Annotated in this window: 26 protein-coding genes; 1 reads left to right on the forward strand and 25 read right to left on the reverse strand. The window is 70.8% G+C overall.

Annotated elements, in window-relative coordinates; translation table 11 throughout:
* Position 1: 1 nt before the first annotated feature.
* The 21 genes from ribD to ACQ7HM_RS19095 form a co-directional block, all read right to left on the reverse strand.
* Positions 2–1,024 (reverse strand): bifunctional diaminohydroxyphosphoribosylaminopyrimidine deaminase/5-amino-6-(5-phosphoribosylamino)uracil reductase RibD, encoded by a 1,023-nt coding sequence (ribD, locus tag ACQ7HM_RS18995; RefSeq protein WP_434217799.1) that lies wholly within the window; start codon positions 1,022–1,024, stop codon positions 2–4.
* A gap of 9 nt (positions 1,025–1,033) precedes the next feature.
* Complete coding sequence (rpe, locus tag ACQ7HM_RS19000) at positions 1,034–1,717, reverse strand: ribulose-phosphate 3-epimerase (RefSeq protein WP_434217800.1); 684 nt, start codon at positions 1,715–1,717, stop codon at positions 1,034–1,036.
* Between the two features lie 33 nt (positions 1,718–1,750).
* Complete coding sequence (locus tag ACQ7HM_RS19005; protein WP_434217801.1) at positions 1,751–3,130, reverse strand: RsmB/NOP family class I SAM-dependent RNA methyltransferase; 1,380 nt, start codon at positions 3,128–3,130, stop codon at positions 1,751–1,753.
* Positions 3,127–4,065 carry a methionyl-tRNA formyltransferase gene (gene fmt / locus ACQ7HM_RS19010; protein WP_434217802.1) on the reverse strand — a complete coding sequence of 313 codons (939 nt, stop codon included), beginning with the start codon at positions 4,063–4,065 and terminating at the stop codon, positions 3,127–3,129. Before fmt ends, ACQ7HM_RS19005 begins: the two co-directional genes overlap by 4 nt.
* Positions 4,062–4,661, reverse strand: coding sequence for a peptide deformylase (def, locus tag ACQ7HM_RS19015; RefSeq protein ID WP_434217803.1), 600 nt, complete (start codon positions 4,659–4,661; stop codon positions 4,062–4,064). Before def ends, fmt begins: the two co-directional genes overlap by 4 nt.
* A 116-nt stretch (positions 4,662–4,777) precedes the next feature.
* On the reverse strand, positions 4,778–6,829 hold the full coding sequence (locus tag ACQ7HM_RS19020; RefSeq protein ID WP_434217804.1) for a primosomal protein N': 2,052 nt from the start codon (positions 6,827–6,829) through the stop codon (positions 4,778–4,780).
* Between the two features lie 60 nt (positions 6,830–6,889).
* Positions 6,890–8,104: a methionine adenosyltransferase gene (gene metK, locus ACQ7HM_RS19025; protein ID WP_434217805.1), complete on the reverse strand. Its 1,215-nt coding sequence runs from the start codon at positions 8,102–8,104 to the stop codon at positions 6,890–6,892.
* 159 nt (positions 8,105–8,263) lie between these two features.
* Positions 8,264–9,520 (reverse strand): bifunctional phosphopantothenoylcysteine decarboxylase/phosphopantothenate--cysteine ligase CoaBC, encoded by a 1,257-nt coding sequence (coaBC, locus tag ACQ7HM_RS19030; protein WP_434217806.1) that lies wholly within the window; start codon positions 9,518–9,520, stop codon positions 8,264–8,266.
* A gap of 34 nt (positions 9,521–9,554) precedes the next feature.
* Positions 9,555–9,875 (reverse strand): DNA-directed RNA polymerase subunit omega, encoded by a 321-nt coding sequence (gene rpoZ / locus ACQ7HM_RS19035; protein WP_434217807.1) that lies wholly within the window; start codon positions 9,873–9,875, stop codon positions 9,555–9,557.
* Between the two features lie 97 nt (positions 9,876–9,972).
* Positions 9,973–10,569, reverse strand: a complete 597-nt coding sequence (gene gmk / locus ACQ7HM_RS19040; protein ID WP_434217808.1) for a guanylate kinase — start codon at positions 10,567–10,569, stop codon at positions 9,973–9,975.
* A 10-nt stretch (positions 10,570–10,579) separates the two neighbouring features.
* A complete protein-coding gene (mihF, locus tag ACQ7HM_RS19045; RefSeq protein WP_045822676.1) occupies positions 10,580–10,897 on the reverse strand; it encodes an integration host factor, actinobacterial type in 318 nt (105 codons plus the stop codon).
* A gap of 391 nt (positions 10,898–11,288) precedes the next feature.
* Positions 11,289–12,161, reverse strand: coding sequence for an orotidine-5'-phosphate decarboxylase (gene pyrF, locus ACQ7HM_RS19050; protein ID WP_434217809.1), 873 nt, complete (start codon positions 12,159–12,161; stop codon positions 11,289–11,291).
* On the reverse strand, positions 12,158–15,484 hold the full coding sequence (carB, locus tag ACQ7HM_RS19055; RefSeq protein WP_434217810.1) for a carbamoyl-phosphate synthase large subunit: 3,327 nt from the start codon (positions 15,482–15,484) through the stop codon (positions 12,158–12,160). The genes pyrF and carB overlap by 4 nt, the downstream gene beginning before the upstream one ends.
* Positions 15,484–16,605, reverse strand: coding sequence for a glutamine-hydrolyzing carbamoyl-phosphate synthase small subunit (gene carA, locus ACQ7HM_RS19060; protein WP_434217811.1), 1,122 nt, complete (start codon positions 16,603–16,605; stop codon positions 15,484–15,486). Before carA ends, carB begins: the two co-directional genes overlap by 1 nt.
* The gene (locus ACQ7HM_RS19065) at positions 16,602–17,183 is read right to left on the reverse strand and encodes a transporter (protein ID WP_434217812.1); all 582 of its coding nucleotides are present in this window, start codon (positions 17,181–17,183) and stop codon (positions 16,602–16,604) included. Before ACQ7HM_RS19065 ends, carA begins: the two co-directional genes overlap by 4 nt.
* Positions 17,180–18,478 (reverse strand): dihydroorotase, encoded by a 1,299-nt coding sequence (locus ACQ7HM_RS19070; RefSeq protein WP_434217813.1) that lies wholly within the window; start codon positions 18,476–18,478, stop codon positions 17,180–17,182. The genes ACQ7HM_RS19065 and ACQ7HM_RS19070 overlap by 4 nt, the downstream gene beginning before the upstream one ends.
* Positions 18,475–19,419, reverse strand: a complete 945-nt coding sequence (locus ACQ7HM_RS19075; RefSeq protein ID WP_434217814.1) for an aspartate carbamoyltransferase catalytic subunit — start codon at positions 19,417–19,419, stop codon at positions 18,475–18,477. Before ACQ7HM_RS19075 ends, ACQ7HM_RS19070 begins: the two co-directional genes overlap by 4 nt.
* On the reverse strand, positions 19,419–20,036 hold the full coding sequence (gene pyrR, locus ACQ7HM_RS19080; RefSeq protein WP_434217815.1) for a bifunctional pyr operon transcriptional regulator/uracil phosphoribosyltransferase PyrR: 618 nt from the start codon (positions 20,034–20,036) through the stop codon (positions 19,419–19,421). The genes ACQ7HM_RS19075 and pyrR overlap by 1 nt, the downstream gene beginning before the upstream one ends.
* Positions 20,037–20,144: 108 nt before the next feature.
* The gene (gene nusB, locus ACQ7HM_RS19085; protein WP_434217816.1) at positions 20,145–20,621 is read right to left on the reverse strand and encodes a transcription antitermination factor NusB; all 477 of its coding nucleotides are present in this window, start codon (positions 20,619–20,621) and stop codon (positions 20,145–20,147) included.
* Between the two features lie 33 nt (positions 20,622–20,654).
* Entirely contained in the window at positions 20,655–21,218 is a 564-nt protein-coding gene (gene efp / locus ACQ7HM_RS19090) for an elongation factor P (protein ID WP_434217817.1), read from the reverse strand.
* A gap of 68 nt (positions 21,219–21,286) precedes the next feature.
* Complete coding sequence (locus ACQ7HM_RS19095; RefSeq protein WP_434217818.1) at positions 21,287–22,414, reverse strand: aminopeptidase P family protein; 1,128 nt, start codon at positions 22,412–22,414, stop codon at positions 21,287–21,289.
* Between the two features lie 74 nt (positions 22,415–22,488).
* Between ACQ7HM_RS19095 and ACQ7HM_RS19100 the strand changes: the two genes are divergently transcribed.
* Complete coding sequence (locus tag ACQ7HM_RS19100) at positions 22,489–22,980, forward strand: B-4DMT family transporter (RefSeq protein WP_434217819.1); 492 nt, start codon at positions 22,489–22,491, stop codon at positions 22,978–22,980.
* 30 nt (positions 22,981–23,010) lie between these two features.
* Here ACQ7HM_RS19100 and aroB read toward each other — a convergent pair whose 3' ends face one another.
* The 4 genes from aroB to ACQ7HM_RS19120 are packed head-to-tail and all read right to left on the reverse strand — an operon-like array spanning position 23,011 to position 26,470.
* Positions 23,011–24,159 (reverse strand): 3-dehydroquinate synthase, encoded by a 1,149-nt coding sequence (aroB, locus tag ACQ7HM_RS19105; protein ID WP_434217820.1) that lies wholly within the window; start codon positions 24,157–24,159, stop codon positions 23,011–23,013.
* Positions 24,156–24,758, reverse strand: coding sequence for a shikimate kinase (locus tag ACQ7HM_RS19110; protein WP_434217821.1), 603 nt, complete (start codon positions 24,756–24,758; stop codon positions 24,156–24,158). The genes aroB and ACQ7HM_RS19110 overlap by 4 nt, the downstream gene beginning before the upstream one ends.
* Entirely contained in the window at positions 24,755–25,981 is a 1,227-nt protein-coding gene (gene aroC / locus ACQ7HM_RS19115; protein WP_434217822.1) for a chorismate synthase, read from the reverse strand. Before aroC ends, ACQ7HM_RS19110 begins: the two co-directional genes overlap by 4 nt.
* A 48-nt stretch (positions 25,982–26,029) precedes the next feature.
* Positions 26,030–26,470, reverse strand: a complete 441-nt coding sequence (locus ACQ7HM_RS19120) for a prepilin peptidase (protein WP_434217823.1) — start codon at positions 26,468–26,470, stop codon at positions 26,030–26,032.
* Positions 26,471–26,559 lie beyond the last annotated feature (89 nt).

A 26,559-nucleotide genomic window follows, 5' to 3' on the forward strand; every position in this document is an offset into this window, starting at 1 on the left:
GTCAGACGGTTGGCGCCAACGTGATCAGAAGGTCGTCGCCCAGGATCTCCACCGATTCGCGGGTGAACCGGTGGGCGTGGTCGAGGGTGTGCACCGAGGTGTCGAGAACCGCTGCCGCACCGGACCCGAGCACGGTGGGCGCGAGGTAGGCCTGCACGCGATCGACGAGTCCGGCGGCGAAGAACGCACCGAGGACGGTGGGGCCGCCCTCCACCAGCACCGACAGGGCGTCACCGGCGGCGGCTACCGCATCGGCGGGGTCGTGGCCGGGGATGTGCACCGTCGTCGCCTCGGGGCCGAGGATGCGTGCGCCGACCGGGATGGGGCGTCGGCCGAGGACGATCCGCGTCGGCTGGTGTCCGCGCAGGGATCCGTCGGGGTGTCGGGCGGTCAGTGCCGGGTCATCGGTGGCGACCGTGCCGGAACCGACGACGATCGCGTCGAGGCGGGCACGGTCGCGATGCACGCGTTCGCGGGCGAGGGCGCCGGTGATCCAGCGGCTCGTGCCGTCGGGGGCAGCGATCCGGCCGTCGAGAGTGGCCGCGAACTTGGCGGTGACCAGCGGACGCCCCGTGCGCAGCCGGAACAGCCACGCGCGCAACGGATCGGCGGCGACCTCGTCGGCGAGGATGCCGCCGATGACCTCGATCCCGGCCGCGCGCAGGGTGGCCGCTCCCCCGGCGGCGACCGGGTGGGGATCGGCCACGGCGTACACCACCCGGGCGATCCCGGCGGCGATCAGTGCCGCGGTGCACGGCCCGGTCCGCCCGGTGTGGTCACACGGCTCCAGCGTGACGACGGCGGTCGCCCCGCGCGCGCGGATCCCGGCGTCGGCGAGTGCGACCACCTCGGCGTGCGGCCCGCCCGCGGGCGCGGTGTGTCCGACGCCCACGACGACTCCGGTGGGGTCGACGACGACCGCTCCCACCGGAGGGTTCGGGGTGCTGATCCCGCGGGACGCCTGCGATGCGTCGATCGCCGCGCGCATCGCGGCCTCGTGGCCGGCGACGGTCGGAGAGGTCATGAACGCGGGTCAGCCGCGGGCTGCGGCAGCCTGCGCGCGCAGCTTCTCCACGGCGACGGCGGGGTCGTCGGCGCCGTAGACGGCGGAGCCCGCCACGAAGCAGTCGACACCGGCCTCCGCGGCCTCGGTGATGGTGTCGGCGTTGATGCCGCCGTCGATCTCCACCAGCAGTCGCAGGTCACCGGAGTCGATCCTCGACCGGATCGTCCGCACCTTCTCGAGGACCTCGGGCATGAACGACTGCCCGCCGAAACCCGGCTCGACGCTCATCACGAGCAGGGTGTCGAAATCGCGCAGGATCTCCAGGTACGGCTCGAGATCGGTGCCGGGCTTGATGCTCAATCCGGCCAGCGCGCCCGCGGCGCGGATGTCCTTGGCCACCGACACCGGGTCGTCGGTCGCCTCGGCGTGGAACGTGACGTTGCGGGCACCGGCCTCGGCGTAGGGAGGCGCCCAACGCTTCGGGTCCTCAATCATCAGGTGGCAGTCCAGCGGGATGTCGGTGGCCTTGAGCAGGCTCTCCACGATCGGCAGGCCGAGGGTGAGGTTGGGGACGAAGTGGGCGTCCATCACGTCGACGTGCAACCAGTCGCTGCCGCGGACGGCGTCGGCCTCGGCCGCGAGATTGGCGAAGTCGGCGGACAGGATCGACGGGGCGATCATGGGCTGATCGGGGCGCTGCGGGGACGACATGGTCTGCAGAGTCTATGCATGACCCGTCATGGGTCAGGGACGGGTGAGAGCCGCCAGGAACATCGCGTCGGTGCCCTGGCGATGCGGCCACAGCTGGACGTGGGGGCCGTCGCCGACGCCGTCCACCGGCACGAGCGGTCGGGCGTCGAGCACCCGCGCGCCGGTCTCGGCGACCACCGCGTCGACCACGCCCACCGTCTCGGCGGGGTGCGGCGAGCACGTCGAGTACACGACGACACCACCGGGACGCACCAGTTCCAGTGCCGCGGTGAGCAACTGACGCTGCAGGGCCACGAGCTCGGGTACGTCCGACGGCTGTCGACGCCACCGCGCCTCGGGGCGGCGCCGCAGAGAACCGAGACCGGTGCACGGCGCGTCGACCAGCACGCGGTCGTAGCCCGGTGTGAGTCCGCTGCTGCGACCGTCGGCTACGTGCACGGTGACGGGCAGACCGTCGACCGATTGGCGCACCAGCGTCGCGCGGTGGTCGGAGGGTTCCACGGCGTCGAGGCGGGCGCCGACGATGTCGGCGACCGCGCCGACGAGTGCGGCCTTGCCCCCCGGCCCGGCGCACAGGTCGAGCCAACGTCCGGTGTCGGGGCCGTCGACCTCGGCGACGGTGAGCGCACGGGCGACGAGCTGGCTGCCCTCGTCCTGCACGCCGGCGAGATGTTCGCGGACCGCGTCGAGCGCGCCGGGATCTCCGCCGGGGAGGTACACGCAATACGGCGAGTACGCGCCGATGTCGCCTCCGGTCGCCGAGGCGAGTTCCTCGGCCGTGATCAGCCCCGGTCGCGCGACGAGGTGCACCAGGGGTCGCTCGTCGTCGGCGGCCAGCGCCGCCTGCAGCTCCCCCGCCCGGACCGGGGCGTCGGGACCGCCCAGCGCCTCGGCGAACACCTCCGCTATCCACCGGGGATGGGCGTATCGGAACGCGAGGTGTCCGACGAGGTCGTCGGTCATCGACGGCGCGAGTTCGTCGGTCCAGAGGTCCTCGTCGCGCTGGGAGATCTTGCGCAGCACCGCGTTGCAGAACCCGGCCGGGCCCTGACCGGCCTCGGACCGGATGAGGTCGACCGACGTCGACACCGCGGCGTGGGCGCCGATGCGGGTGCGCAGAAGTTGGTAGGCGCCCAGGCGGAGGACGTCGAGGACGGTGCCGTCGATCTCGGCGACCGGCCGACCGGCGGCCGAGGCGATGATCTCGTCGAGCATGCCGGCGCTGCGGCAGGTGCCGTAGGCCAGCTCGGTGGCCAGGGCGGCGTCGCGGCCGGTGATCTTGCGTTCGCGCAAGAGGGCGGGCAGCACGAGGTTGGCGTAGGAGTCGCGTTCCCGCACCGCGCGCAGCACGTCGCGGGCGACTGCGCGGACCGGGTCGACCGCCTTGTCCCGGATGTGGGCCGGGCGGGTCATGCGAGGACCATCCCGTCGGTGAGGTGGGCACCGCGTGCCCAGTCGGCGGCGGGCATCGGCTTCTTCCCCGGGGGTTGCACGGTGCCGAGCCGGACCGGCGTGCTGCCGGTGCCGACGAAGACGGCCTTCTTGGTGACCAGCAGATGCCCCGCCGGAAGGGGCGCCGCGAACGCGTCCGGGTCGGCGACGACCACCGGTCCGATCTTGAGGCGGGTGCCGTCGAGTTCGGTCCAGGCTCCGGGAGCGGGTGTCGCGGCGCGGATGTGGCGATCGACGATGTGCGCGGGGCGATCCCACCGCACACGGGTGTCGGCGACCTCGATCTTCGGCGCCAGGCTCACGCCGTCGGCGGGCTGGGGCACGGCAACCAGCTCGCCGGTCTCGATCCCGTCGAGGGTGGAGGCGAGCAGTTGCGCACCGCCGTCGGCCAGACGTCCGAGGAGATCGCCGCTGGTGTCGGTGGGGCGGATCGTCTCGGTCATGGTCCCGAACACGGGGCCGGTGTCGAGCCCGGCCTCGATGCGGAACGTGCTGGCGCCGGTCATGACGTCACCGGCGGCGATCGCCGCCTGCACCGGGGCGGCACCCCGCCACGCCGGGAGAAGGGAGAAGTGCAGGTTGATCCAGCCGTGGGTGGGCACGTCGAGGAGGTCGGGCGGGACGAGCGCCCCGTAGGCGACGACGGCGCAGCAGTCGGGTGCCCAGCGTCGCAGGGTCTCGTGCGCGTCGTCGTCGCGCAGTCGACGCGGTGTGGCGACCTCGACGCCGGCCGCATCGGCGAGCTCGGCCACCGGCGACCGGGTCACCGTGCGACCGCGCCCGGCGACGGTGTCGGGCCGCGTGAGCACTCCCACGACCTCGTGGTCGGGTGAGGCGAGCAGACGCCGCAGCGACGGCACCGCCGGTTCCGGTGTGCCCGCGAACACGACCCTCACAGGGTCGCGTCGGAGGTCGCAGGGGCGTCTGCCGTGGTGTCGGCGTCGCCCTGGACCCACGTGGTGGGGTACGCGCCGGGATCGTCGGTCGAGGTGAGCCCCTCGGTGAACCACGCGCTCGCCCGGACCACCCGCATCGCGGCCTTGCGCACGTCCGGGGCGAGGCGCGCCAGGAACAGCACCCCGTCGAGGTGGTCGGTCTCGTGCTGCACACAGCGCGCCATGATCTCGTCGACCTGCAGGGTCACCGGGTCGCCGTTGCGGTCGACCCCGGTCACGGTGACCTCGGCCGCGCGGGTGGTGTCGGCCTGCACGCCGGGGATCGACAGGCAGCCCTCCGGGCCGGTCTGGGTCGCGGTGCCGACCGCCGTCCACACCGGGTTGACGATGTGGCCGCGCTGCCCACCGCAGTCGTAGGTGAACACCCGTGCCCCGACACCGATCTGCGGTGCGGCCAGTCCGGCCCCGTGGTGTCGGTCCATCGTCTCGAGCATGTCGTCGACGAGGCGGTGCAGCTCCGGCCCGAAGTCGGTGACCTCGGCGGCCCGGGTCCGCAGAACGGGATCGCCGAACAACCGGATGTCCGCCACCGTCACGTCGTACTCCTTCTCGCCTCGCCGATCGCACCCGTACGGGTCAGGCGATCGCCCACATGTCCAGGTCACGAGTTTAGGTCGCGGCCTGCCCGACGAGTCGGGCAGGCCGCACGGGGTCATCCGACGGTGGGGGGATCCACCTGGACCCGCAGCACACCGGACTCATGCGTCGAGGTGCGGTGGACCTGGGCCACCCGGATGGCCTCGACCAGCTCTCGCCCGCCCGTGCGCGGTACGCGCAGCAGCACCCGTTCGACACGTCCGCCGGTGGTGTCGGACGAGCCGGGCCGGTCGGCCCCCGCGGGCGGCCGGGCGTCGCCGGGCAGGTCGACCGGACCGAGGACCTCGGCGGTGTCGGGCAGGGCGACCGAGCGGACGAACTCCTCCACCGTCGACGCCGAACCGTCCACCGACACCATCGTCACCGCGGGCGGCAACCGCAGCTCGGCCCGCTGGCGCACCTCCTGCGCGGCGAACCCGACCGGGTCCCACCGGATCGCGGCCTGCGCCACCGACAGGCCCGCGTCGGCCACGACGACCGCGGACCCGGTGCGCGCCACCAGGGTGAGGACGGCGAGCCAGCGGCGCAGGGTCTGCTCGCCGGCCCGCAGGTCGGCGCGGTCGAGCTGGGCCCAGGTGTCGAGCAGGATCGCCGCGCCGTAGCCGCCGGGGACCACCGGTTCGGCGCCCGGGGTCGCCACCACCACGCGGGCACCGGTCTCGACGGTGTCGACGACGGTGGATCCCCCCGAGGTCACCACCGGGACTCCGGGGAACGCCTTCCCGAGTTCCTCCGCCGTGCGGCGGGCACCGGCGGTGAGTGCCCGCAGGTGGGTGTCGCCGCACTCGGCGCAGCGGAACGACGACTCGCCGCGGCCACACCAGCGGCACGTGATGGCGACCGGCGCGCCGTCGCGGGGCGAGGTGGGGCCGTCGGCGAACATGGGTCCGCGACACCGTCGGCACCGGACGCGGGTGCGGCACCGTTCGCAGGCCAACGACGGGTGGTAGCCGCGCCGCGGGACGCTGATGAGCACCCCGGTGTCGTCGGCGAGCGCCCGGCGGGCGGCGTCGAAACCGATGGCGGGGATCCGGGCCACGCGGGCCATGGGGTCGCGGGCGATCTGTCGGTCGTCGTCGCTGATGGCCGCGATCCTCGGTGCGTGGTCGCGTACGACGGACCGGTCGGCGACGAGATCGTGCATCCATCCGGACTCGACGAGGATCTGGGTCTCGGCGGTGCGTGCGGTGCCACCGACCACCAGGGCGCATCCGGTCTCGACCGTGCGCAACACCGCGACCTCGCGGGGGTGGGGGTAGGGCGCGCGGGGTTCGGTGAGGCTGTCGTCGCCGTCGTCGAAGACGACGATCAGCCCCAGTCGGTGCACCGGGGCGAATCCCGCGCTGCGGGTGCCGACGACGACGTCGGCCGTCCCCCGCAGCACCCTGAGCCAGCGCCGATACCGGGTCGAGGGGCCCAGACCGGCCGACAGGGCGACGACCCGATCGCCGAGTGCGGCGCGACAGGCGGTCTCCACCCGGTCGAGATCGCGCTGATCGGGGACGACCACGATCACCCCGTGCCCGCCCCGCACGGCGTGTGTGGCCAGGTCGGCGATCCGCGCGGCCCAGTCCTCCCCCGGCAGTGCCTGCCAGGCGGCCCGTCCGGGGCCGCCGGCCGTGACGATCTCGGTGAACGCGTCCGACCCGCGGTAGGCCGACCATCCCGACGGGTCGGGGAGGTCGGGAACGGGGAGTTCGGTGGCCGGCGGTTCGGCGAGGAGGGTGGGTGCCTGTTCGGTGCGGCCGTGCCGCGGCGGGATCGCCAGGCGCACCACATCGGTGGTGGTGCCGGCGTAGCGCGCGGCGACGGCACGGCAGAGCGCGAGGAGTTCGGGGGTCAGCACCGGCTCGTCGGAGACGACCCGTTCCAGCCACCCCAGCCGGCCCGGGTGGTCGCTCACGTCGAGCCGTTCGAGGACGAATCCGTCGACGAGTCGACCCGAGAACCGCACGCGCACGCGCGTGCCGGGACGCGCGGCGGCGTCCTGCTCGGTGTCGACCTGGTAGTCGAACGGCCGATCCAGGTGGGCCAGCCCCAGAAGTGGCAACACCGACGCCACCGGTCGATGAGCCGCAGGCGTGCGGGTGGCAGCGCGTGGGCTCATCGCCGGGGTGGCGTCGGTGTCGTGGTCGCGGTCGTCACGACGGTGCAGACCGCAGGGGTGTCAGAGACCGGCGGCAGCCTTCAGCTTGTCGGCGCGGTCGGTGTTCTCCCAGGGCAGCGGCACGTCGGTACGGCCGAAGTGGCCGTAGGCGGCGGTCGGTGCGTAGATCGGGCGCAGCAGGTCGAGATCGCGGATGATCGCGCCGGGGCGCAGGTCGAACGTCTCGGTGATGGCCGAACGGATCTTCACGGGGTCGATGGTCTCGGTGCCGAAGGTCTCGACGAAGAGACCGACGGGCGCGGCCTTGCCGATGGCGTAGGCGACCTGGACCTCGATACGCGTGGCCAGACCGGCGGCGACGGCGTTCTTCGCGACCCAGCGCATGGCGTACGCGGCGCTGCGGTCGACCTTCGAGGGGTCCTTGCCCGAGAACGCGCCGCCACCGTGACGGGCCATGCCGCCGTAGGTGTCGACGATGATCTTGCGGCCGGTCAGGCCGGCGTCGCCCATCGGGCCACCGAGCACGAACTTGCCGGTCGGGTTGACCAGCAGGCGGATGTCGGAGGTGTCGAGGTCCGGCAGGTCGAGGTCGGCGAGGACCGCGTCGACGACGTTGGTCTTGATGTCCGGGGTCAGCATGTTGACCAGGTCGATGTCGGCCGCGTGCTGCGTCGACAGGACGACGGTGTCGAGACGGACCGGCTTGTCGCCGTTGTACTCGATGGTGACCTGGGTCTTGCCGTCGGGACGCAGGTACGGCAGCGTGCCGTCCTTGCGGACCTCGGTGAGACGACGCGACAGGCGGTGCGCGAGCGCGATCGGGACCGGCATGAACTCGGGGGTCTCGGAGGTGGCATAACCGAACATGAGGCCCTGGTCGCCGGCGCCCTGCTTGTCGATCTCGTCGGTCTGGCCGTCGACACGTGCCTCGTAGGCGTTGTCGACACCCTGGGCGATGTCCGGTGACTGCGCACCGATCGCGACGTTCACGCCGCACGAGGCGCCGTCGAAGCCCTTCGACGACGAGTCGTAGCCGATCTCGAGGACCTTGTCGCGCACGATCTTCGGGATGTCGGCGTAGGCGGAGGTGGTCACCTCGCCGGCGACGTGGACCTGACCGGTGGTGACCATGGTCTCGACGGCGACGCGCGAGTGCTTGTCCTGTTCGAGGAGGGCGTCGAGGATCGAGTCGCTGATGGCGTCACAGATCTTGTCTGGGTGACCCTCGGTGACCGATTCGCTGGTGAAGAGCCTGGATGCTCCGGCAGAACTCATCTTTTCCTCTCGAACCTCGCGACGAGGTGCAGTCGTGGTGTGGTTGCTACAGATTTGTGCAGGCACGCCCGGGCGTGATCTGTCCCCCGTGACAATCGTTCAAGGTACACACCCCCTCCGACGGTCCGTGACCTGGCCGGGGATGGTGCGTGCCGACGTTCAGCGAGACCGACTCCCGCCCAGCAGGTCACCGACGGCGTCCAGTATTCGGCTCGCCATGAGTGTTTTCGAACCGAGCGGCAGGGCGGTCTCACTGCCGGTGTTGGCGAGCAGCCAGCCGGTGTTGTCGTCGGTGCCGAAGGCCTTGCCGTCGCCGACGGCGTTGACCACCAGGAGGTCACACCCCTTGCGGGCCAGTTTCGCCCGACCGTGGTCGAGTACCCCGCCCGAGGCGTCACCGGTCTCGGCGGCGAAGCCCACGACCACGGTTGTGCCGCCGAGTTCACCGCGTTCGCGGGCATCGACGATGCCGCGCAGGATGTCGGGGTTGGTGTCGAGTTCGATCGGAGCGGGCCCCGATGCCCCCTTCTTGATCTTCGACTCCGCCACGCTCACCGGTCGGAAGTCGGCGACGGCGGCGGCCATGATGACGACGTCGGCGTCGCCTGCGCGCTTGCCGACCTCCTCGGCGAGTTCGGTGGCCGTCACGATGGGCACCACCTCGACACCGGCGGGGGCGGTGAGTTCGGTTGTGGCGCCGGCGATCAGCGTGACCGACGCACCGCGGTGGGTGGCCGCGCGCGCCAGGGCGTATCCCTGCTTGCCCGAACTCCGGTTGCCGAGATACCGCACCGGATCGAGTGGTTCGCGGGTGCCGCCCGCGCTGATCAGCATGCGCACACCGGCCAGGTCGTGGGGCAGTGCGTCGGGCCGTTCGAGCAGGACGTCACCGAGGAGACCGATCTCGGTCGGCTCGGGCAGGCGACCGGGCCCGGAGTCGCGGCCGGTGAGCCGACCCGACGCGGGTCGCAGCACGATCGCACCGTGGCTGCGCAGTGCCGCCACGTTGGCGACGGTCGCGGGGTGCTCCCACATCTCGGTGTGCATCGCCGGGGCGTAGACCACCGGGCACCGCGCGGTGAGCAGTGTCGCGGTCAGCAGGTCGTCGGCCCGACCGGACGCGGCACGGGCCATGAGGTCGGCGGTCGCCGGTGCGACGACGACGAGGTCGGCGCCCTGGCCGATGCGCACGTGCGGCACCTGCTCGACGTCGGCGAAGACGTCGGCGGTGACCGGGTTGCCGCTCAGTGCCTCGAAGGTGGCGGCGCCGACGAACTCGAGCGCGGCACGGGTCGGGATGACGCGCACGTCATGTCCGGCCTCGGTGAAGTGTCGGATGATCGAGCAGGCCTTGTAGGCCGCGATCCCGCCTCCGACGCCTACGACGATCCGCCGCGACGTGCCGTTCGGGGTCACCCGCGTCGTCGGAGCGTCGCTGATCGCGATCGACCTACTCGCCTTCGGTGTGCTCGAGCAGGTCGCTGTGGATCTCGCGCATGGCGATCGACAGCGGCTTCTCCTGCAGGCCCGGCTCCACGAGGGGGCCGACGTACTCGAGGATGCCGTCGCCGAGCTGGTTGTAGTAGTCGTTGATCTGGCGCGCGCGCTTGGCGGCGTAGATGACGAGTGCGTACTTCGACGACGCGCGATCGAGCAGCTCATCGATCGGCGGATTGGTGATGCCCAGCGGCGTGTCGTAGGCCGGGGCGTCGACGACGCCTGTCGCTGTGGCGTCGGAGCCGAAGGCTGCACTGCTGGTCGGGTTGCTCACGCAAAGTCCTCACTTCGTTGTCGATCGGGCGCATCAGCGGGCAATCGGATGCAAACGCGCTGTTCAGGGGATTCGGTCACACACCGCGCCGTGCGGGTCACACTGCGGACGACCGGGAATCCTCACGCCCGACCAGCAAGGATACCAACTCGTGGGCCACGCGGTCGACTTCGTCGTTGACGATGACGTGGTCGAACTCCTCGGCGATGGCCAGTTCGGCGCGTGCGGTCTGCAATCGGCGCTCGATGACCTCGGGGCTCTCGGTCCCGCGACCGGTGAGGCGTTCGACGAGCACCTCCCAGCTCGGCGGGGTGAGGAAGACGGTGATGGCGTCGGGGAGGCGGTCACGGACGGCACGTGCGCCCGCGATGTCGACCTCCACCAGGACCGGCCGACCGGCGTCGAGGGCGTCGAGCACGGGGCGGGCGGGGGTGCCGGATCGCTGCAGCCCGCCGTGGATCTCGGCCCACTCGAGCAGGTCCCCGGCGGCGATCATGGTGTCGAAACCGTCGGTGCCGACGAAGTGGTAGTCGCGGCCGTCGATCTCGCCGGCGCGCGGGGCGCGGGTGGTGGCCGAGACGCTGAACACCAGGTCGGGCATCAGTTCCCGCAGACGCCGCACGACACTGGACTTGCCGACGGCGGAGGGGCCGACCAGTACCACCAGTCGGCCCCTCCGGTCGTGCGATGTCATCTAGTTCTGATCAGTCCTGATCGAACTTCGCGAGCAGCGCCTTGCGCTGCCGATCGCCCAGGCCGCGCAGACGGCGGGTGGGGGCGATCTCGAGTTCGGTCATGATCTCCTGCGCCTTGACCTTGCCCACCTTGGGCAGGGCCTCCAGCAGTGCGGAGACCTTCATCTTGCCGAGGATCTCGTCGGTCTCGGCATCCTTCAGCACCTGCGTGAGGTTGGTGCCTCCACGCTTGAGCCGCTCTTTGAGCTCGGCGCGCGCCTTGCGAGCGGCAGCTGCCTTCTCCAGAGCAGCGGCGCGCTGCTCAGCGGTCAACTGGGGAAGGGCCACGGGTTCCTCCGTATTCGTAGAACTGGGTCGAGTCGCCACCGGGTGGGCAGCGGGTGCTGTGGTTTGCCACAGCGACTGCGACCGTACCGACGTGAGCTGGGATTTGCGACCCCCACCCCGCCATTTCCGCACTAGAGACCGTGTTGTAGAGGATTTCGCCCCGATTCGACGACACCGGCCCCCTCCGATACCGAATCGACGGATTCTTCCTCGAAAACGACTGTGGGACAACACATGACGGTGAACAGGTCACCGGATGCCGGTCGATACCCGCGACGGTGCGCGTGGGACGGGTGTGACGGATGGTTCCCGCCCGGATCGGCGGTAATCGCCCGACCCCGTCGAGCGTGTCGCTTTGCGGTCCTGAGCTGCGGCGAGAGCCCAGGGCGGCTCAGCTGTGCAGGGCCGACTCCACCGCGTCTCGCATCGCCTCGGTCGCCGACACCAGCGACGTGCGGTCGGGACCGGCGCCGAGGATCTCCCGGGAGACCGCGGGTAGGACCCAGCGATGTGCTCCGTCGAATATCCGGGCCACGTCGGCGGGTGTGCCGCCCTGGGCGCCGACGCCGGGCGCGAGGATCGGTCCCCCGATGGCCTCGAGCGTCAGACCGTGCGGACGTGTCGCACCGACCACGACGCCCAGCGAGGCGGGGCCCGCGGCATTGCGGGCCGCGACGGCGTCGATCACGGACTGCGCGACGGTGGTGCCGTCGAGGTCGGCGAGCTGCACCGACGCCCCCTCGGGATTGGACGTCCGGGCGAGGACGAACACCCCACGACCGGACCCGGCGGCGTCGCCGAACGCAGGATCCAGTGATCCGACACCGAGGTAGGGCGAGACCGTGACGGCGTCGGAACACAGCGGAGACCCCGAGGACAACCAGGCGCTCGCGTAGGCGGCCATGGTGGAGCCGATGTCGCCGCGTTTGGCGTCGGCGATCACCAGCGCCCCGGCTGCGGCGATCGCGCCGATGGCCTCCTCCAGGACGGCGAAGCCGGCCGATCCGAACCGCTCGAACAGCGCCACCTGCGGTTTGATCGCCGCGGCGACGGGCGCCACGGCGCGCACCACCGTCTCGGTGAATGCCCGCAGTCCGTCGACGTCGTCACCGAGGCCCCACGCGGTGAGCAGCGCCGGATGGGGGTCGACACCCACGCACAGCCGACCGCGACGGGCGACGGCATCGAGGTGTCGAGCGGCGTAGTCGAGTCCCCCACCGTCGACTCCCCCGCCGTCGGCGGTGCGACCGCCTGCGTCGGTCACGAGCTGCGCATCACGCGGTGGCGCTCCTGCAGGGACATGACCCCGATGTCACCGCCGAGTGCGGCCTCGATGCCCTGTACGGCGGCTCCGGCACCCTGCACGGTGGTGATGCACGGGATGTTCACCGACACCGCCGCACTGCGGATCTCGTAGCCGTCCACGCGCGGACCGGAGTTGCCGAACGGGGTGTTGATGACCATCGAGACCTCGCCGGCGCGGATGGTGTCGACGATGGTCACCGCGCCCTCGGGGAGGTCGGTGTCGGAGTGCTTGAAGACCTGTGTGCAGTCGATTCCGTTGCGGCGCAACACCTCTGCGGTCCCCTCGGTGGCGAGGATGTGGAACCCGAGATCGGCGAGGCGCTTCACCGGGAACAGCAGGGCGCGCTTGTCCTTGTTCGCCACCGAGACGAAGATGTTGCCCGACAGCGGGAGCGAACCGTAGGCGGCGGTCTGCGACTTCGCGAACGACCGACCGAAGTCGGCGTCGATGCCCATCACCTCGCCGGTCGATTTCATCTCCGGGCTGAGCAGCGAGTCGACACCCGTGCCGTCGGCGCGCCGGAACCGGTTGAACGGCAGCACGGCCTCCTTCACCGCGATGGGAGCGCCCACCGGCAGGTCGCCGCCGTCGCCGGTCGCCGGCAGCACACCGGAGGTGCGCAGTTCGGCGATGGACTCCCCCAGCATGATCCGGGCGCAGGCCTTCGCCAGTTGCACCGCGGTCGCCTTCGACACGAACGGAACGGTGCGGCTGGCCCGCGGATTGGCCTCGAGGACGTAGAGGATGTCGTCCTTGAGGGCGAACTGCACGTTGAGCAGTCCCTTCACGCCGATGCCGTGCGCGAGCGCCTCGGTGGAGCGCCGCACCGCGGCGACGTCGGTCTTGCCGAGCGCGACCGGGGGCAGGGCACACGCCGAGTCGCCGGAGTGGATGCCGGCCTCCTCGATGTGTTCCATGATCCCGCCGATGTAGACCTCGGTGCCGTCGCACAGTGCATCGACGTCGATCTCGACGGCGTCCTCGAGGAACCGGTCGACCAGCACCGGGTGTTCGGGGGTCAGTTCGGTCGCACGGGAGATGTAGCCCTCCAGCGACGGCTCGTCGTACACGATCTCCATGCCGCGACCACCGAGGACGTAGGACGGGCGGACCAGCACCGGGTACCCGATGTCGGCGGCGATGGTGCGGGCCTCGGGGAAGGTGGTGGCCATGCCGTACTTCGCCGCGGGCAGACCGGCGGCGTCGAGGACCTTGCCGAACTCGCCGCGGTCCTCGGCGAGATCGATGGCGGCGGGGCTCGTCCCGACGATCGGCAGGCCCGCCTCCTCGAGCCGTCGCGCGAGGCCGAGCGGGGTCTGGCCACCGAGCTGCACGATCACCCCGACGACGGTGCCCGAGGCGGACTCCGCGTGGTACACCTCGACGACGTCCTCGAAGGTGAGGGGTTCGAAGTAGAGCCGGTCGGCGGTGTCGTAGTCGGTGGAGACGGTCTCGGGGTTGCAGTTGACCATCACCGTCTCGAACCCGGCCTCGGTCAGGGTCGTCGCCGCGTGCACGCACGAGTAGTCGAACTCGATGCCCTGACCGATGCGGTTGGGCCCCGACCCGAGGATCAGCACCTTGCCGCGCCCGGTCTGCGGGGCGATCTCGCTGGTCGCTGCGGGATCGGTCTCGTAGGTCGAGTAGTGGTACGGCGTCTTCGCCTCGAACTCGGCGGCACAGGTGTCGACGGTCTTGTAGACCGGGTGGACGCCGAGGGCGTCGCGGTGCGCGGCAACCGCGGCGTCGTCGACGAAATCGCTGCGCAGAGCGGCGATCTGACGATCGGAGAACCCGTGGGACTTGGCCTCGCGCAGCAGGTCGGCGTCGAGGGTGTCGGCCGCGCGGACCCGCGCGCCCAGGGCGCCGACGGCCTCGATCTCGGCGAGGAACCAGGGGTCGATCTTCGTCGCCTCGAAGAGCTGTTCCACGGTCGCGCCCAGGTCGAAGGCGGCCATGATCCGGTAGAGCCGACCGTCACGCGGGGTGGCGATGTCGGCGAGGATCGTCTCCAGGGAGTCGTCGGTGGGCGGATCGGTCCAGAAGCCGCCGGCCTTGGTCTCCATCGACCGCATCACCTTGCCCAGTGCCTCGGCGAAGCTGCGTCCCAGGCTCATCCCCTCGCCCACCGACTTCATGGTGGTGGTCAGGGTGTCGTCGGCGCCGGGGAATTTCTCGAACGCGAACCGGGGTGCCTTGACGACCACGTAGTCGAGGGTGGGTTCGAAGCAGGCCGGGGTCTCCCCGGTGATGTCGTTGACGATCTCGTCGAGGGAGTACCCGACGGCGAGCTTCGCGGCGATCTTCGCGATCGGGAACCCGGTGGCCTTCGACGCCAGCGCCGAGGACCGCGACACGCGCGGATTCATCTCGATGACGACCAGGCGGCCGTCGGCGGGGTCCATCGCGAACTGGATGTTGCAGCCGCCGGTGTCGACACCCACCTCCCGCAGGATGTCGATGGAGAGGTCGCGCATCTTCTGGTACTCGCGGTCGGTGAGCGTCATCGCGGGGGCGACGGTGACCGAGTCGCCGGTGTGCACACCGACCGGGTCGACGTTCTCGATCGAGCAGACGACCACCACGTTGTCGCGGCCGTCGCGCATCAGCTCGAGCTCGTACTCCTTCCACCCGAGGATGGATTCCTCGATGAGGACGTTGGCCGTCGGCGACGCCGCCAGTCCCCCGCCGGCGATGCGGTTCAGGTCGTTCTCGTCGTAGGCCATGCCCGACCCGAGCCCACCCATGGTGAACGACGGACGCACCACCACCGGATACCCGAGTTCGGCGACGGTGTCGTGACATTCGGCCATCGTGAAACACACCCGCGAGCGGGCGCTCTCGCCGCCGACCTTGGCGACGATGTCCTTGAACTTCTGCCGGTCCTCGCCCCGCTGGATCGCGTCGAAATCGGCGCCGATCAGCTCGATGTCGTACTTGGTGAGGATTCCCTGCTCGTGCAAGGCGACGGCGGTGTTCAGCGCGGTCTGCCCACCGAGGGTGGCGAGCACGGCGTCGATCGGGTGGCCGGCATCGCGTTCGGCGATGATGACCTTCTCGACGTACTCCGCGGTGATCGGCTCGACGTAGGTGGCGTCGGCGAACTCCGGGTCGGTCATGATCGTCGCCGGGTTCGAGTTCACGAGGCTCACCCGCAGGCCCTCGGCGCGCAACACGCGACAGGCCTGGGTGCCCGAGTAGTCGAACTCACACGCCTGCCCGATGACGATGGGACCCGAACCGATCACCAGGACATGGTCGATATCGCTGCGGCGGGGCATCAGGTACGCACTCCTTGCATCACGGTGACGAAACGGTCGAACAGGTAGGCGGCGTCGTGCGGACCGGCCGCCGCCTCGGGGTGGTACTGCACGGAGAAGGCGCGGCCGTCGACGAGTTCGACACCCTCGACGGTGCCGTCGTTGGCGCAGGTGTGGCTCACCCGACCCCGCCCGAAGTCGGTGTCGAACTCCTCACCCGCCTCGCCCTCGAGGGCGAAGCCGTGGTTCTGCGCGGTGATCGAGACCAGGCCGGTGGTGTGGTCGATCACCGGGATGTTGATGCCGCGGTGACCGAACTTCATCTTGTAGGTGTCGCGGCCCAGTGCGCGGCCGAGGATCTGGTTGCCGAAACAGATGCCCAGCAACGGGATCCGGCGGTCGAGCACGCTGCGGGTGAGCGCGACAGCATCGTCGGCGGTGGCCGGGTCGCCGGGGCCGTTGGACAGGAACACCCCGTCGGGCGCGAGGTCGGTGAGGACCTGCGGGTCGACCGAAGAGGAGAACACATGCACCCGGACACCGCGCTGGGCGAGCATCCGCGGGGTGTTGGTCTTGATGCCGAGATCGATGGCCGCGACGGTGAACCGGTGGTCGCCGACAGCGTCGACGACGTACTCGGCGTCGGTGCTGACCTCACCGGCCAGGTCGGCCCCGGCCATCGACGGCGCCGAACGCACCCGATCGAGCAGCACGTCGGTGTCGGCCAGCCCGTCACCGGAGAAGATGCCCGCACGCATCGACCCGTGGTCGCGCAGGACGCGGGTCACGGCGCGGGTGTCGATGCCGGCGATCCCGACGACACCCTGGTCGACGAGGGCGTCGTCGAGGCTGCCCGTCGACCGCCAGCTCGACACCCGGCGGGTGGGGTTGCGCACGGCGTACCCCGCGACCCAGATGCGTCCTCCGCGGCTCTCGTCGTCCTCGGTGTTCCAGCCGGTGTTGCCGATCTGCGGGGCCGTGGCCACGACGATCTGTCGGTGATAGCTGGGGTCGGTGAGGGTCTCCTGGTAGCCGGTCATCGCGGTGCAGAACACCGCCTCGCCGAGGGTCTGGCCGGTGGCGCCGAACGCCGTCCCGGTGAACACCTGCCCGTTCTCGAGCACCAACACCGCTGTGGTCATGATCGTTGCTCCTTCGCTGTGTCGGTGGGGTCGTCGGGCTCGGCGTCGCGCCCGTCGGTCACCGAGGGGTCGTCGTCGGTGGGCGGTGGCGCCGCTGCCGGGTCGAGGTCCACCCAGGCCGGGTAGACGCTCTTGTCGTCGGCACGGACACCGGAGTCGATCTCGGTGCCCGAGGGCAGCCGCCAGCGGATCACCAGCACGCCGTCGGCGGTCATCACCTTGCCGGCGAGTCCGCGTTCGGTCCGGACCGCGACGAGCGACTCCCGCGGGATCCAGATCGGGTTCGCGCCGTGGCGGCTGAGCAGGATGCCGCTGTCGAACGCGGAGAACTCCGTCGACGCGCGGTCGCCGTAGTCGCCGACGGCCACCCGGTCCTGCCAGCTCGGCGCCACCGTCGACCCGACGTAGAGTCCGGTGTGCGGACCGAACAGCAGCGCTCCCGGATCGAGCGGGACCTCAGGGAACGCGCCGAGCAGATCCTGTTGTCGCCGTGCACGATTACGCCATCCGCGCAGCATCAGGGCGATGACGCCCAGCCACGCCAGGACGACGATCGCCACCACCAGCACACCGCTCATCGGTATCGCACCTGTCCGTCCAGCGCGGTCACCCGACCGCGTAGGACTGTCGCGACCACCCGTGCGGGCAGTGTCATCGTGTCGAACGGGGTGTTGGCGCTGAGGCTCGCGAGCTCGCTGCGCGACACCGTCCACTCCGCGTCGGGATCGACGACGGTGAGGTTCGCCGGTTCGCCGACCGCGATCGGTCGTCCCTGATCGGGCAGGCCGACGATCTCCGCGGGTCGTTCGCTGAGCACCCGGGCGACGCCACGCCAGTCGAGGCCGTCGGGTCCCACCACGGTCGCCGCGATCACCGACAGCGCCGTCTGCAGACCGAGCATGCCCGGCCGGGCCACCGCGAACTCGCAACACTTGTCCTGCTCGGCATGCGGGGCGTGGTCGGTGGCGACACAGTCGATCACCCCGTCGACCAGGGCCTTGCGCAGCGCCACGCAGTCGTCGGATTCCCGCAGCGGCGGGTTGACCTTGTTGACCGCGTCGTAGGTCTGCAGTCGGGAGTCGTCGAGGAGCAGGTGGTGCGGTGTCACCTCGGCGGTGATGGCGATGCCCTGCGCCTTGGCCCAGCGAAGCAACTCGACGGTGCCCGCGGTCGACGCGTGGCAGATGTGTACGCGAGCACCGGCGTCGCGGGCGAGGATCGCGTCGCGGGCGACGATCGACTCCTCCGCCGAGCGCGGCCACCCCGCCAGACCCAGGCGGGCGGCGGTGGGTCCCTCGTGGGCGATGGCGCCGACGGTGAGTCGGGGTTCCTCGGCGTGCTGGGCGATGAGGACGCCGAGACCGCTCGCGTACTCCAGTGCACGACGCATCAGCAGCGGGTCGTGGACGCACTTGCCGTCGTCGGAGAACATCTTGACCTGTGCGACACCGTCGGCCATCGCGCCGAGTTCGGCGAGGTGCGTTCCCTGCAGGCCCACCGTGACAGCACCGACGGGATGGACGTCGACGAGGCCGACCTGCTGACCGCGGGCCCACACGTGGTCGGTGAGGACGGCGGAGTCAGCGACCGGATCGGTGTTGGCCATGGCGAACACCGCGGTGTAGCCGCCGAGAGCCGCTGCCGCCGAACCGGTCTCGATGGTCTCAGTGTCCTCGCGTCCGGGTTCGCGCAGATGGGTGTGCAGGTCGACGAAACCGGGCAGCAATACGCCGCCGCGCCCGTCGATCCTCTGCGCGCCGTCGGCGGCGAGGTCGGTGCCGATCTCGGTGATCACGCCGTCGACGACGAGCACGTCGACCGCGTCGCCCTCGCCGTACGGGACCACGTCGACGATCAGCAGTTGGTCACTCACGACACACCCTCCTCGTCGGTCCCGACCAGGAGTCGGAACAGCACGGCCATCCGCATGTGCACGCCGTTGCTCACCTGCTGCAGGACGGTGGCGCGGGGTGAGTCGGCCACCGAGAACCCGATCTCCATGCCGCGCAGCATCGGACCGGGGTGCAACACCACGGCGTCGTCGTCGAGCAGAGCCAGGCGTCGCTCGCTGAGGCCGTAGCGGATCGAGTACTCCCGGGCCGACGGGAAGAAACCGCCGTTCATGCGTTCGGCCTGCACGCGCAGCACCATCACCGCGTCGACACCGGGCAGCGTCGCGTCGAGGTGATGCGACACCTCGACGGGCCATCCCGACACGCCGACCGGCAGCAGCGTCGGAGGAGCGACGAGCACCACCTGCGCCCCGAGGGTCGCGAGGAGGTGGGCGTTGGACCGGGCGACCCGCGAGTGCAGGATGTCGCCGACGATCGCGATACGCCTGCCCTCGAGCGACCCGAGGCGCTGCCGGAGCGTCAGCGCGTCGAGCAGTGCCTGCGTGGGGTGTTCGTGGGTGCCGTCGCCGGCGTTGATCACCGCGGGCCCGTCGCCGTCCTCGGCGGTCCACCGCGCGATCTGGTGGGCCGCGCCCGAGGCGGGATGTCGCACGATCAGCGCGTCCGCACCGGCCGCGCGCAGGGTCTTGGCGGTGTCGCGCAACGACTCCCCCTTGCCCGCCGAGGAACTCGAGGCGCTGACGTTGATGACGTCGGCGCTCATCCACTTGCCCGCGACCTCGAACGAGACCCGGGTACGCGTCGAGTTCTCGTAGAACAGGGTCATCACGGTGCGACCACGCAGGGTCGGGAGCTTGCGGACCTCACGACCGAGGAGCGCCTGCTCGAACCGTTCGGCCTCGTCGAGGAGGCCGTGCGCAGCGGCGGCGTCGAGGTCGTCGACCGACAACAGGTGTCGCATCAGCGGGTCCGCCTCTCGGCGGCGGCCGACCGTGTCTCGGTGGACCGGGCCGCAGGGGCGAGGACCACCTGATCGATCCCGTCGTGTTCGACGAGCTGCACCGAGACGTCCTCGGTACGCGAGGTGGGGATGTTCTTGCCGACGTAGTCCGCGCGGAGCGGCAGCTCGCGGTGTCCGCGATCGACGAGGACGGCGAGTTGCACCGCTGACGGGCGTCCGAGGTCGCGCAGGGCATCGAGCGCCGCCCGGACCGTACGGCCGGAATAGAGGACGTCGTCGACGAGGATCACCAGCGCGGAGTCCACGCCGCCGGCGGGAACCGAGGTGCGTTCGAGGGGCCGGTGTGGTTGTGCGCGCAGGTCGTCGCGGTACAGGGTGATGTCGAGGTATCCGACGCCGGCGTCGACTCCGGAGAACTCACGGATGCGGTCGACGAGGCGCCGGGCCAGAGTGGTTCCCCGCGTGGGGATCCCGAGGACGACGACCCGCGGCGCCTCGGGGTCGTCGAGTGCGGTCTTCTCGATGATCTGATGGGCCATCCGCGCGATCGTCCGGGTCACGTCACCGGAATCGAGGAGAATCCGCCGATCATCGGCCGCGCCGTCTGCCGGTGTCACCTACCCGACCTCCTTCTCCGCCTCACGGGACGGATCGTTAAAGGATGTCTGCTTCCGCGGGAAACCTTAACAGTCGCCGCGCACCTGTCCCGCCTCGAGCGAGGCGGATCACTCGCCTGCGGTGTCGGGCTCCGATCCGGTCGCTATCGATGCCGCCCGGACCTGCGGCGCCAGGGTGACGATGCGACCGAGGACGCCGTTGACGAAGGCGGGCGACTCGTCGGTCGACAGCTCCTTCGCCAGTTCGACGGCCTCGTCGACGACCACGACGGGCGGGACGTCATGGGTGTTGAACAGTTCCCATGCCGCGAGGCGCAGGATCGCGCGATCGACGGCGGGCAGCCGGGGCAGGGTCCATTCGCGCAGGTGCGAGGTGAGGACGGCGTCGATCTGCGCGCGGTCGGCGGTGAGCCCCTCGATGACCCGCGCGGTGTACGGATGGATCATCCCGATGCTCTCGTCGTCGACGACGAGTTCACGCCGCTGCGCGATGAGGTCGACCGGCGAGACGTCCTTGGCCTCGGCCTCGAACAGCAGGTCGACCGCGCGCTGACGCGCCTTGTGGCGGGTACCGGGTTGTTTCACGCGGCCCTCACACGTAGAGCGGACGAACCGAGGTCACGAGTTCACGCGACCGAGGTAGTTGCCGTCGCGCGAGTCGACCTTGAGCTTGTCGCCGGTGTTGATGAACAGCGGGACGTTGATCTCGGCGCCGGTCTCCAGCGTCGCGGGCTTGGTGCCGCCGGTCGAGCGGTCGCCCTGCACGCCGGGGTCGGTCTGGGCCACGAGAACCTCGACGGTGACGGGCAGCTCGACGTAGAGGGGGTTGCCGTCGTGCATGGCGACCTGGACCTTCATGTTCTCGAGCAGGAACTTGTGACCGTCGCCGAGGGTCTGCGGGCTCACCGAGATCTGCTCGTAGTTCTCCGAGTCCATGAAGACGAAGTCGGTGCCGTCCTTGTAGAGGAACGTCATGTCACGGCGATCGACGGTCGCGGTCTCGACCTTGACGCCGGCGTTGAAGGTCTTGTCGACGATCTTGCCCGAGAGCACGTTGCGGATCTTGGTGCGCACGAACGCCGGTCCCTTACCGGGCTTGACGTGCTGGAACTCCTGGATCTGCCACAACTGGTCGTCCATCCGGAGAACGAGCCCGTTCTTGAAATCTGCGGTACTGGCCACGTGTGTGTCGCTTCCTTCCACCCGGCGAGCGGGCGCATGGTCACCGTCGTCTCAGGCGCGGAGCGCCCCTAGATGACGGAGAATGATTTGTCGGTGGTGGTCAGCAGCTCGGGAACACCCTCGCGGACCACCAGCGTGTCCTCGATGCGGACACCGCCTCTGCCGGGCAGGTACACACCGGGTTCCACGGTGACTGCCGCACCGCATGGCAGTGTACCCGTCGCGCTCGCACCGATCGCCGGCGCTTCGTGGATCTGCAGACCGACGCCGTGTCCGAGGCCGTGCACGTAGTTCTCCCCGTAGCCGGCGGCGTCGATCACCGCGCGTGCAGCCGCGTCGACCCCGCGTGCGTCGGCGTCGGGGGCGAGTGCCTCGCGACCGACCTTCTGGGCCGCGGCGACGAGGTCGTAGATCTCCCGTTGCCAGTCCGCGGCGTGGTCGAGCACGTAGGTGCGCGTCATGTCGGAGTGGTAGCCGCCGACGACCGCTCCGAAGTCGATCTTCACGAAGTCGCCCGCGGCGAGCACCGCATCGGTGGGGCGGTGATGAGGGACGGCGGAGTTGGCCCCGGCGGCGACGATCGTCTCGAAGGAGATGTCGTCGGCCCCGCACGCGTACATCTCCCACTCCAGGGCGCGCGCCACCTGACGCTCGGTCTGTCCTGCAACGATGACACCGCGTTCGATGATGGTCGCGAGCGCCACGTCGGCGGCCTGACAGGCCTGCCGCAGGAGCTCGATCTCGCTCTCGTCCTTCACCATCCGCAACTGCTCGACCTGCGGTCCGAGCGCCACCAGGCGGATCGCAGGGCTCGCGCTGTCGGCGTCGGCACCCAGCGCGCGCCAGGCCGCGACCGTCATCGCGTGTTCCTCCACCGCGACCGCCGACCCGCCGGCGACACCACCGAGAAGGGTCGCCGGGCAGTTGCGCCCGATGACCGCGGGCAGGTCGGGGACCTGTTCGGCCACCTGTGTCACGTAGCGGCCGTCGGTGGCGATCCGGTCGTCCTCGGGGCCGCTCGCGGCGACGGCGACCGCGGCGTTGGAGCCGGTGAAGCCGGTCAGGTAGCGGACGTTGACGAGATCGCCGATGAGGGCGTGGTCGGCACCGAGATCGGCCAGGGCCGCCCGCAGACGGTCGCGACGCGCCCGATGGACGTCGTGCGGATCAGTCACCGACGGTGCCAGGGAGGTCATCGCAGTCACGCTACCGCGCGCGAACTCCTGTGTTGCGGCACACGTCGGCGCAGGCGTTGGGTACGCTTCCGCCCATGGTTGCCTGGTTGTTGCGTGGTGTGTCGATGTCGGTGGTCCACGTGGTGGCCCGGGTGCTGCTCGGTCTGGCCATAGTGCACGCGCCGCTGCAGGGCACCTACTGGAAGACGATCGCCGTCGCGGTCGTCGTCCTCATCGCGATCATCTGGGGCGGCATCGACGGCATCGCCGACGGTCGCGCTCACGACGACCCCGAGGACTACGACGACCTCACCATCCGCTGGCTCAAGGCCGGACTGTTCACCGGTGTCGTCTCGGCGATCATCTGCTGGGCGTTGAGCAACTACGCCATCGCCGGCATGGGACAGAACTCGATCTTCGTCGAGCTGTTCGCGGGCGGATCGTTCACCACCCTGCTCGTGTTCATCCCAGCGCTCGTCGGCGCCGCTCTCGGACGCTTCCTGGCACGTCGGCAGCGGAACAAGAACGCGAAGCGGGACGACAACGGCGCCGAGACCGCACAGCGACAGACCGCCGACAGTCACTGAGCCGGCGCCTCGGACACGAGGCGCAGCCGTCTACAGCAGGATCCCGCCCGGCGACGCCGACCGCGCGATCGCGGAGTACGCGGCGACCAGCAGGCCCGGGTCGGGCCCCTCGAGTCGCCCCGGGCGCGCCAATCCGTCGAGGACCACGAACCGCAACATCCCGGAGCGGTTCTTCTTGTCGCCGGCCATCGTCTCGAGCAACGCCGGGAAGGCGTCGGAGTCATAGCCCGTGGGCAGACCGACCGACTCGAGGATGCTGCGGTGGCGATCGGCGGTCGCGTCGTCGAGACGCCCGGCGAGTCGCCCCAGTTCCGCGGCGTACATCAGGCCGACCGACACCGCCGCGCCGTGGCGCCACCGGTACTGCTCGCGACGCTCGATCGCGTGGGCGAGGGTGTGCCCGTAGTTGAGGATCTCCCGCAGGGACGACTCCCGGAGATCAGCGGCCACCACGTCGGCCTTGACCTGCACCGACCGTCGGATCAGTTCGGGGAGAACCGATCCCGACGGGTCGCGCGCAGCCACCGGGTCGGCCTCGATGAGGCTCAATATCTCCGGATCGGCGATGAACCCGGTCTTGATGACCTCGGCGAGCCCGGCGATGATCTCGTTGGGCGGCACCGTCTCGAGGGTCGCGGTGTCGATGAGGACGGCGCGCGGTTCGTGGAACGAGCCGACCAGGTTCTTGCCCGCGTCGGTGTTGATGCCGGTCTTGCCGCCGACGGCCGCGTCGACCATGCCGAGCAGCGTCGTCGGCAGGTGCACCACCCCGATGCCGCGCATCCAGGTGGCGGCGACGAATCCGGCGAGGTCGGTGGCCGCGCCGCCGCCGAGGCCGATGACCACGTCGTTGCGCTTCATGCCGATCCGGCCGAACACCTCCCAGCAGAACGCCGCCACCGACAGGTCCTTGCCGGCCTCGGCGTCGGGGATCTCGATGCGGTGGGCGTCGAAGCCCGCCTCGGCGAGCACCTCGCGCACGGCCTCGGCGGTCTTGATCAGCGGGGGCTGGTACAGGATCGCGATGTGATCGGCGCCGCCGGCCGCGGCGACGAGATCGGCGAGCAGGTCCCGCCCGATCACCACGTCGTACGGGTCGGCGGTGGCGACCCTGATGCGGGTGGGCTCGGTGGGTGTGGACGCAGAGGAAGTGGACGCAGTGGGTGTGGACTCGGTCACAGGGAGACCTCTCGGGGGTCGGAGCGGTGGGGCTGGGACGGGTCCGGCGACGCCGTCCGGGGGTCGAGGAGCGCACGGACACGTCCGGCGACGGTCGCGGGGTCGGCGTCGTCGGTGTCCACCCGCACCGTCGCGACCTCGGCGTAGACCGCTGCCCGGGCGGCGTGCAGTGCGGTGTACCGCTCGCGGGGTGAGTGGCCGTCGGCGTCGACCCGCAGGAGTGGACGGGGTGAACCCTCGACCCGTGCGAAGCCCACGTCGGGCGCGACGTCGAGGTGGACGACCCGGTGCCCGGTGAGTATCTGTCGCACCCCCGGACTCAGGACCGCGCCGCCTCCGAGGGCGACGACACCGCGGTGGGTGGTGAGCACATCGGCGATGACGGCGGTCTCCACCTCGCGGAAACGTTCCTCGCCGTCGGTGGCGAAGATGTCGGCGATCGATCGTCCCGTGCGTCGGACGATCTCGTGGTCGGTGTCGAGGTAGTCGACGCCGAGGTTCCTCGCGAGCACCGCACCGACCGTGGACTTCCCCGCACCCATGAACCCGATCAGAACGACGGGTCCGGCGGGGTCGGTCGCGGGGAGTTCGGGGGTCATCCGGCGGCGGGCCGCACCGCCGACGTCGCGGCGTCACCGTGGGCGAGTCGTGCCGCGACACGCTCGCGGTACCGCGCCACGTTGTCGGCGGTCTCGGTCACCGAGTCGCCGCCGAACTTGTCGAGCGCGGCCTGGGCGACGACGAGCGCGACCATCGCCTCGGCGACCACGCCGGCGGCGGGGACGGCACACACGTCCGACCGCTGGTGGATGGCGCTCGCCTGTTCACCGGTGGACATGTCCACGGTCGACAGCGCGCGCGGCACCGTCGAGATCGGCTTCATCGCGACGCGGACGCGCAGGTCCTCGCCGTTGGTCATCCCACCTTCGAGACCACCGGCACGGTTTGTCGAGCGCAGCACCCCGTCGGGCCCGGGCACCATCTCGTCGTGCGCCTGGCTGCCGCGGCGGCGGGCGGTCTCGAAGCCGTCGCCCACCTCGACACCCTTCATCGCCTGGATGCCCATCAGCGCCGACGCGAGGCGGGCGTCGAGGCGGGTCTCGCCGCTGACGTGGGAGCCGAGGCCGACGGGCAGGCCCGTCACGATGACCTCGACGACGCCACCGAGGGTGTCGCCCTCCTTCTTCGCCGCCTCGATCTCGGCGATCATCGACGCCTCGGCGGTCTCGGATGCCGCGCGCACCGGGCTGGCGTCGATCCGGTCGAGATCGGCCGGGGTCGGGCTCGGGCCGTCGAACGGATCCGACGCCCCGATGGACACCACGTGCGAGAGCACCTCGGCGCCGAGCACCTGCCGCAGGAAGTTGCGCGCCACGGTCGCGGCGGCGACCCGTGCGGCGGTCTCGCGGGCGCTCGCGCGCTCGAGCACCGGACGGGCGTCGTCGAAGTCGTACTTGAGCATTCCGGAGTAGTCGGCATGGCCGGGGCGCGGGCGGGTCAGCGGCGCGTTGCGTGCGACGTCGGCGAGGTCGGCGGCGTCGACGGGGTCGGCCGCCATGACCGTCTCCCACTTGGGCCATTCGGTGTTGGCGATCTCGATGGCGACCGGGCCACCCTGGGTCAGACCGTGCCGGACCCCGCCGACGACGGTGACCTTGTCGGCCTCGAACTTCATGCGGGCACCGCGGCCGTACCCGAGACGCCTGCGGGCGAGTTGGGTGGCGATGTCGTCGGACGTGACCGAGACACCGGCGATCATCCCTTCGACGAGGGCGACCAGGGCGGGGCCGTGGGATTCTCCGGCAGTTATCCAGCGCAACACGAGTCGTCATTCTTCCACGTCCGGGTGAGGCGTCCCGCCGCACGTGGGTCACCCGCCGGGAAGCAGCCCACCGAACATCACCGCGGCCACCACCAGGGCGGGCCCGTGCGCCTGCGGCACGCCGTTCCCGCTCCCCCGACACCGCAGCGCGATCACGCCGGCCGCACCCAGGCTGAGCGTCGATGCGACGACCACCACCACGAGAGATCGGGCCGGATCGGTGACGAGTCCACCGAGGGCCGCGGCGAGCTTCACGTCCCCACCACCGCATCCGCCGGCCAGGCAGGTGACCACGTAGGGCACCGACAACGCCACGACCGACAGCGCGACACCTCCGTCGCAGGCAGCCGCGGCCAGCGCCGCGATCACCGCGGGCACGGTCAGCCGGTTGGGCAGCGTGCGCGAGCGCAGGTCGTGGCCGGTGAGCACCAGTAACCACGCCGGGATCACCAGCAGGGTCACCGCGCAGGCCGTCGAGGTCGAGATCACCCCGCCAGCGTGGGCGCACGTGGCGACCCCCGGCGGGCGGGATACGCCCTCCTGGGGACAACCGTCGACGCGCGGACCGTGTCGGCGGA

Source organism: Williamsia sp. MIQD14 (genome assembly GCF_051025635.1).
Lineage (GTDB): Bacteria > Actinomycetota > Actinomycetes > Mycobacteriales > Mycobacteriaceae > Williamsia_A.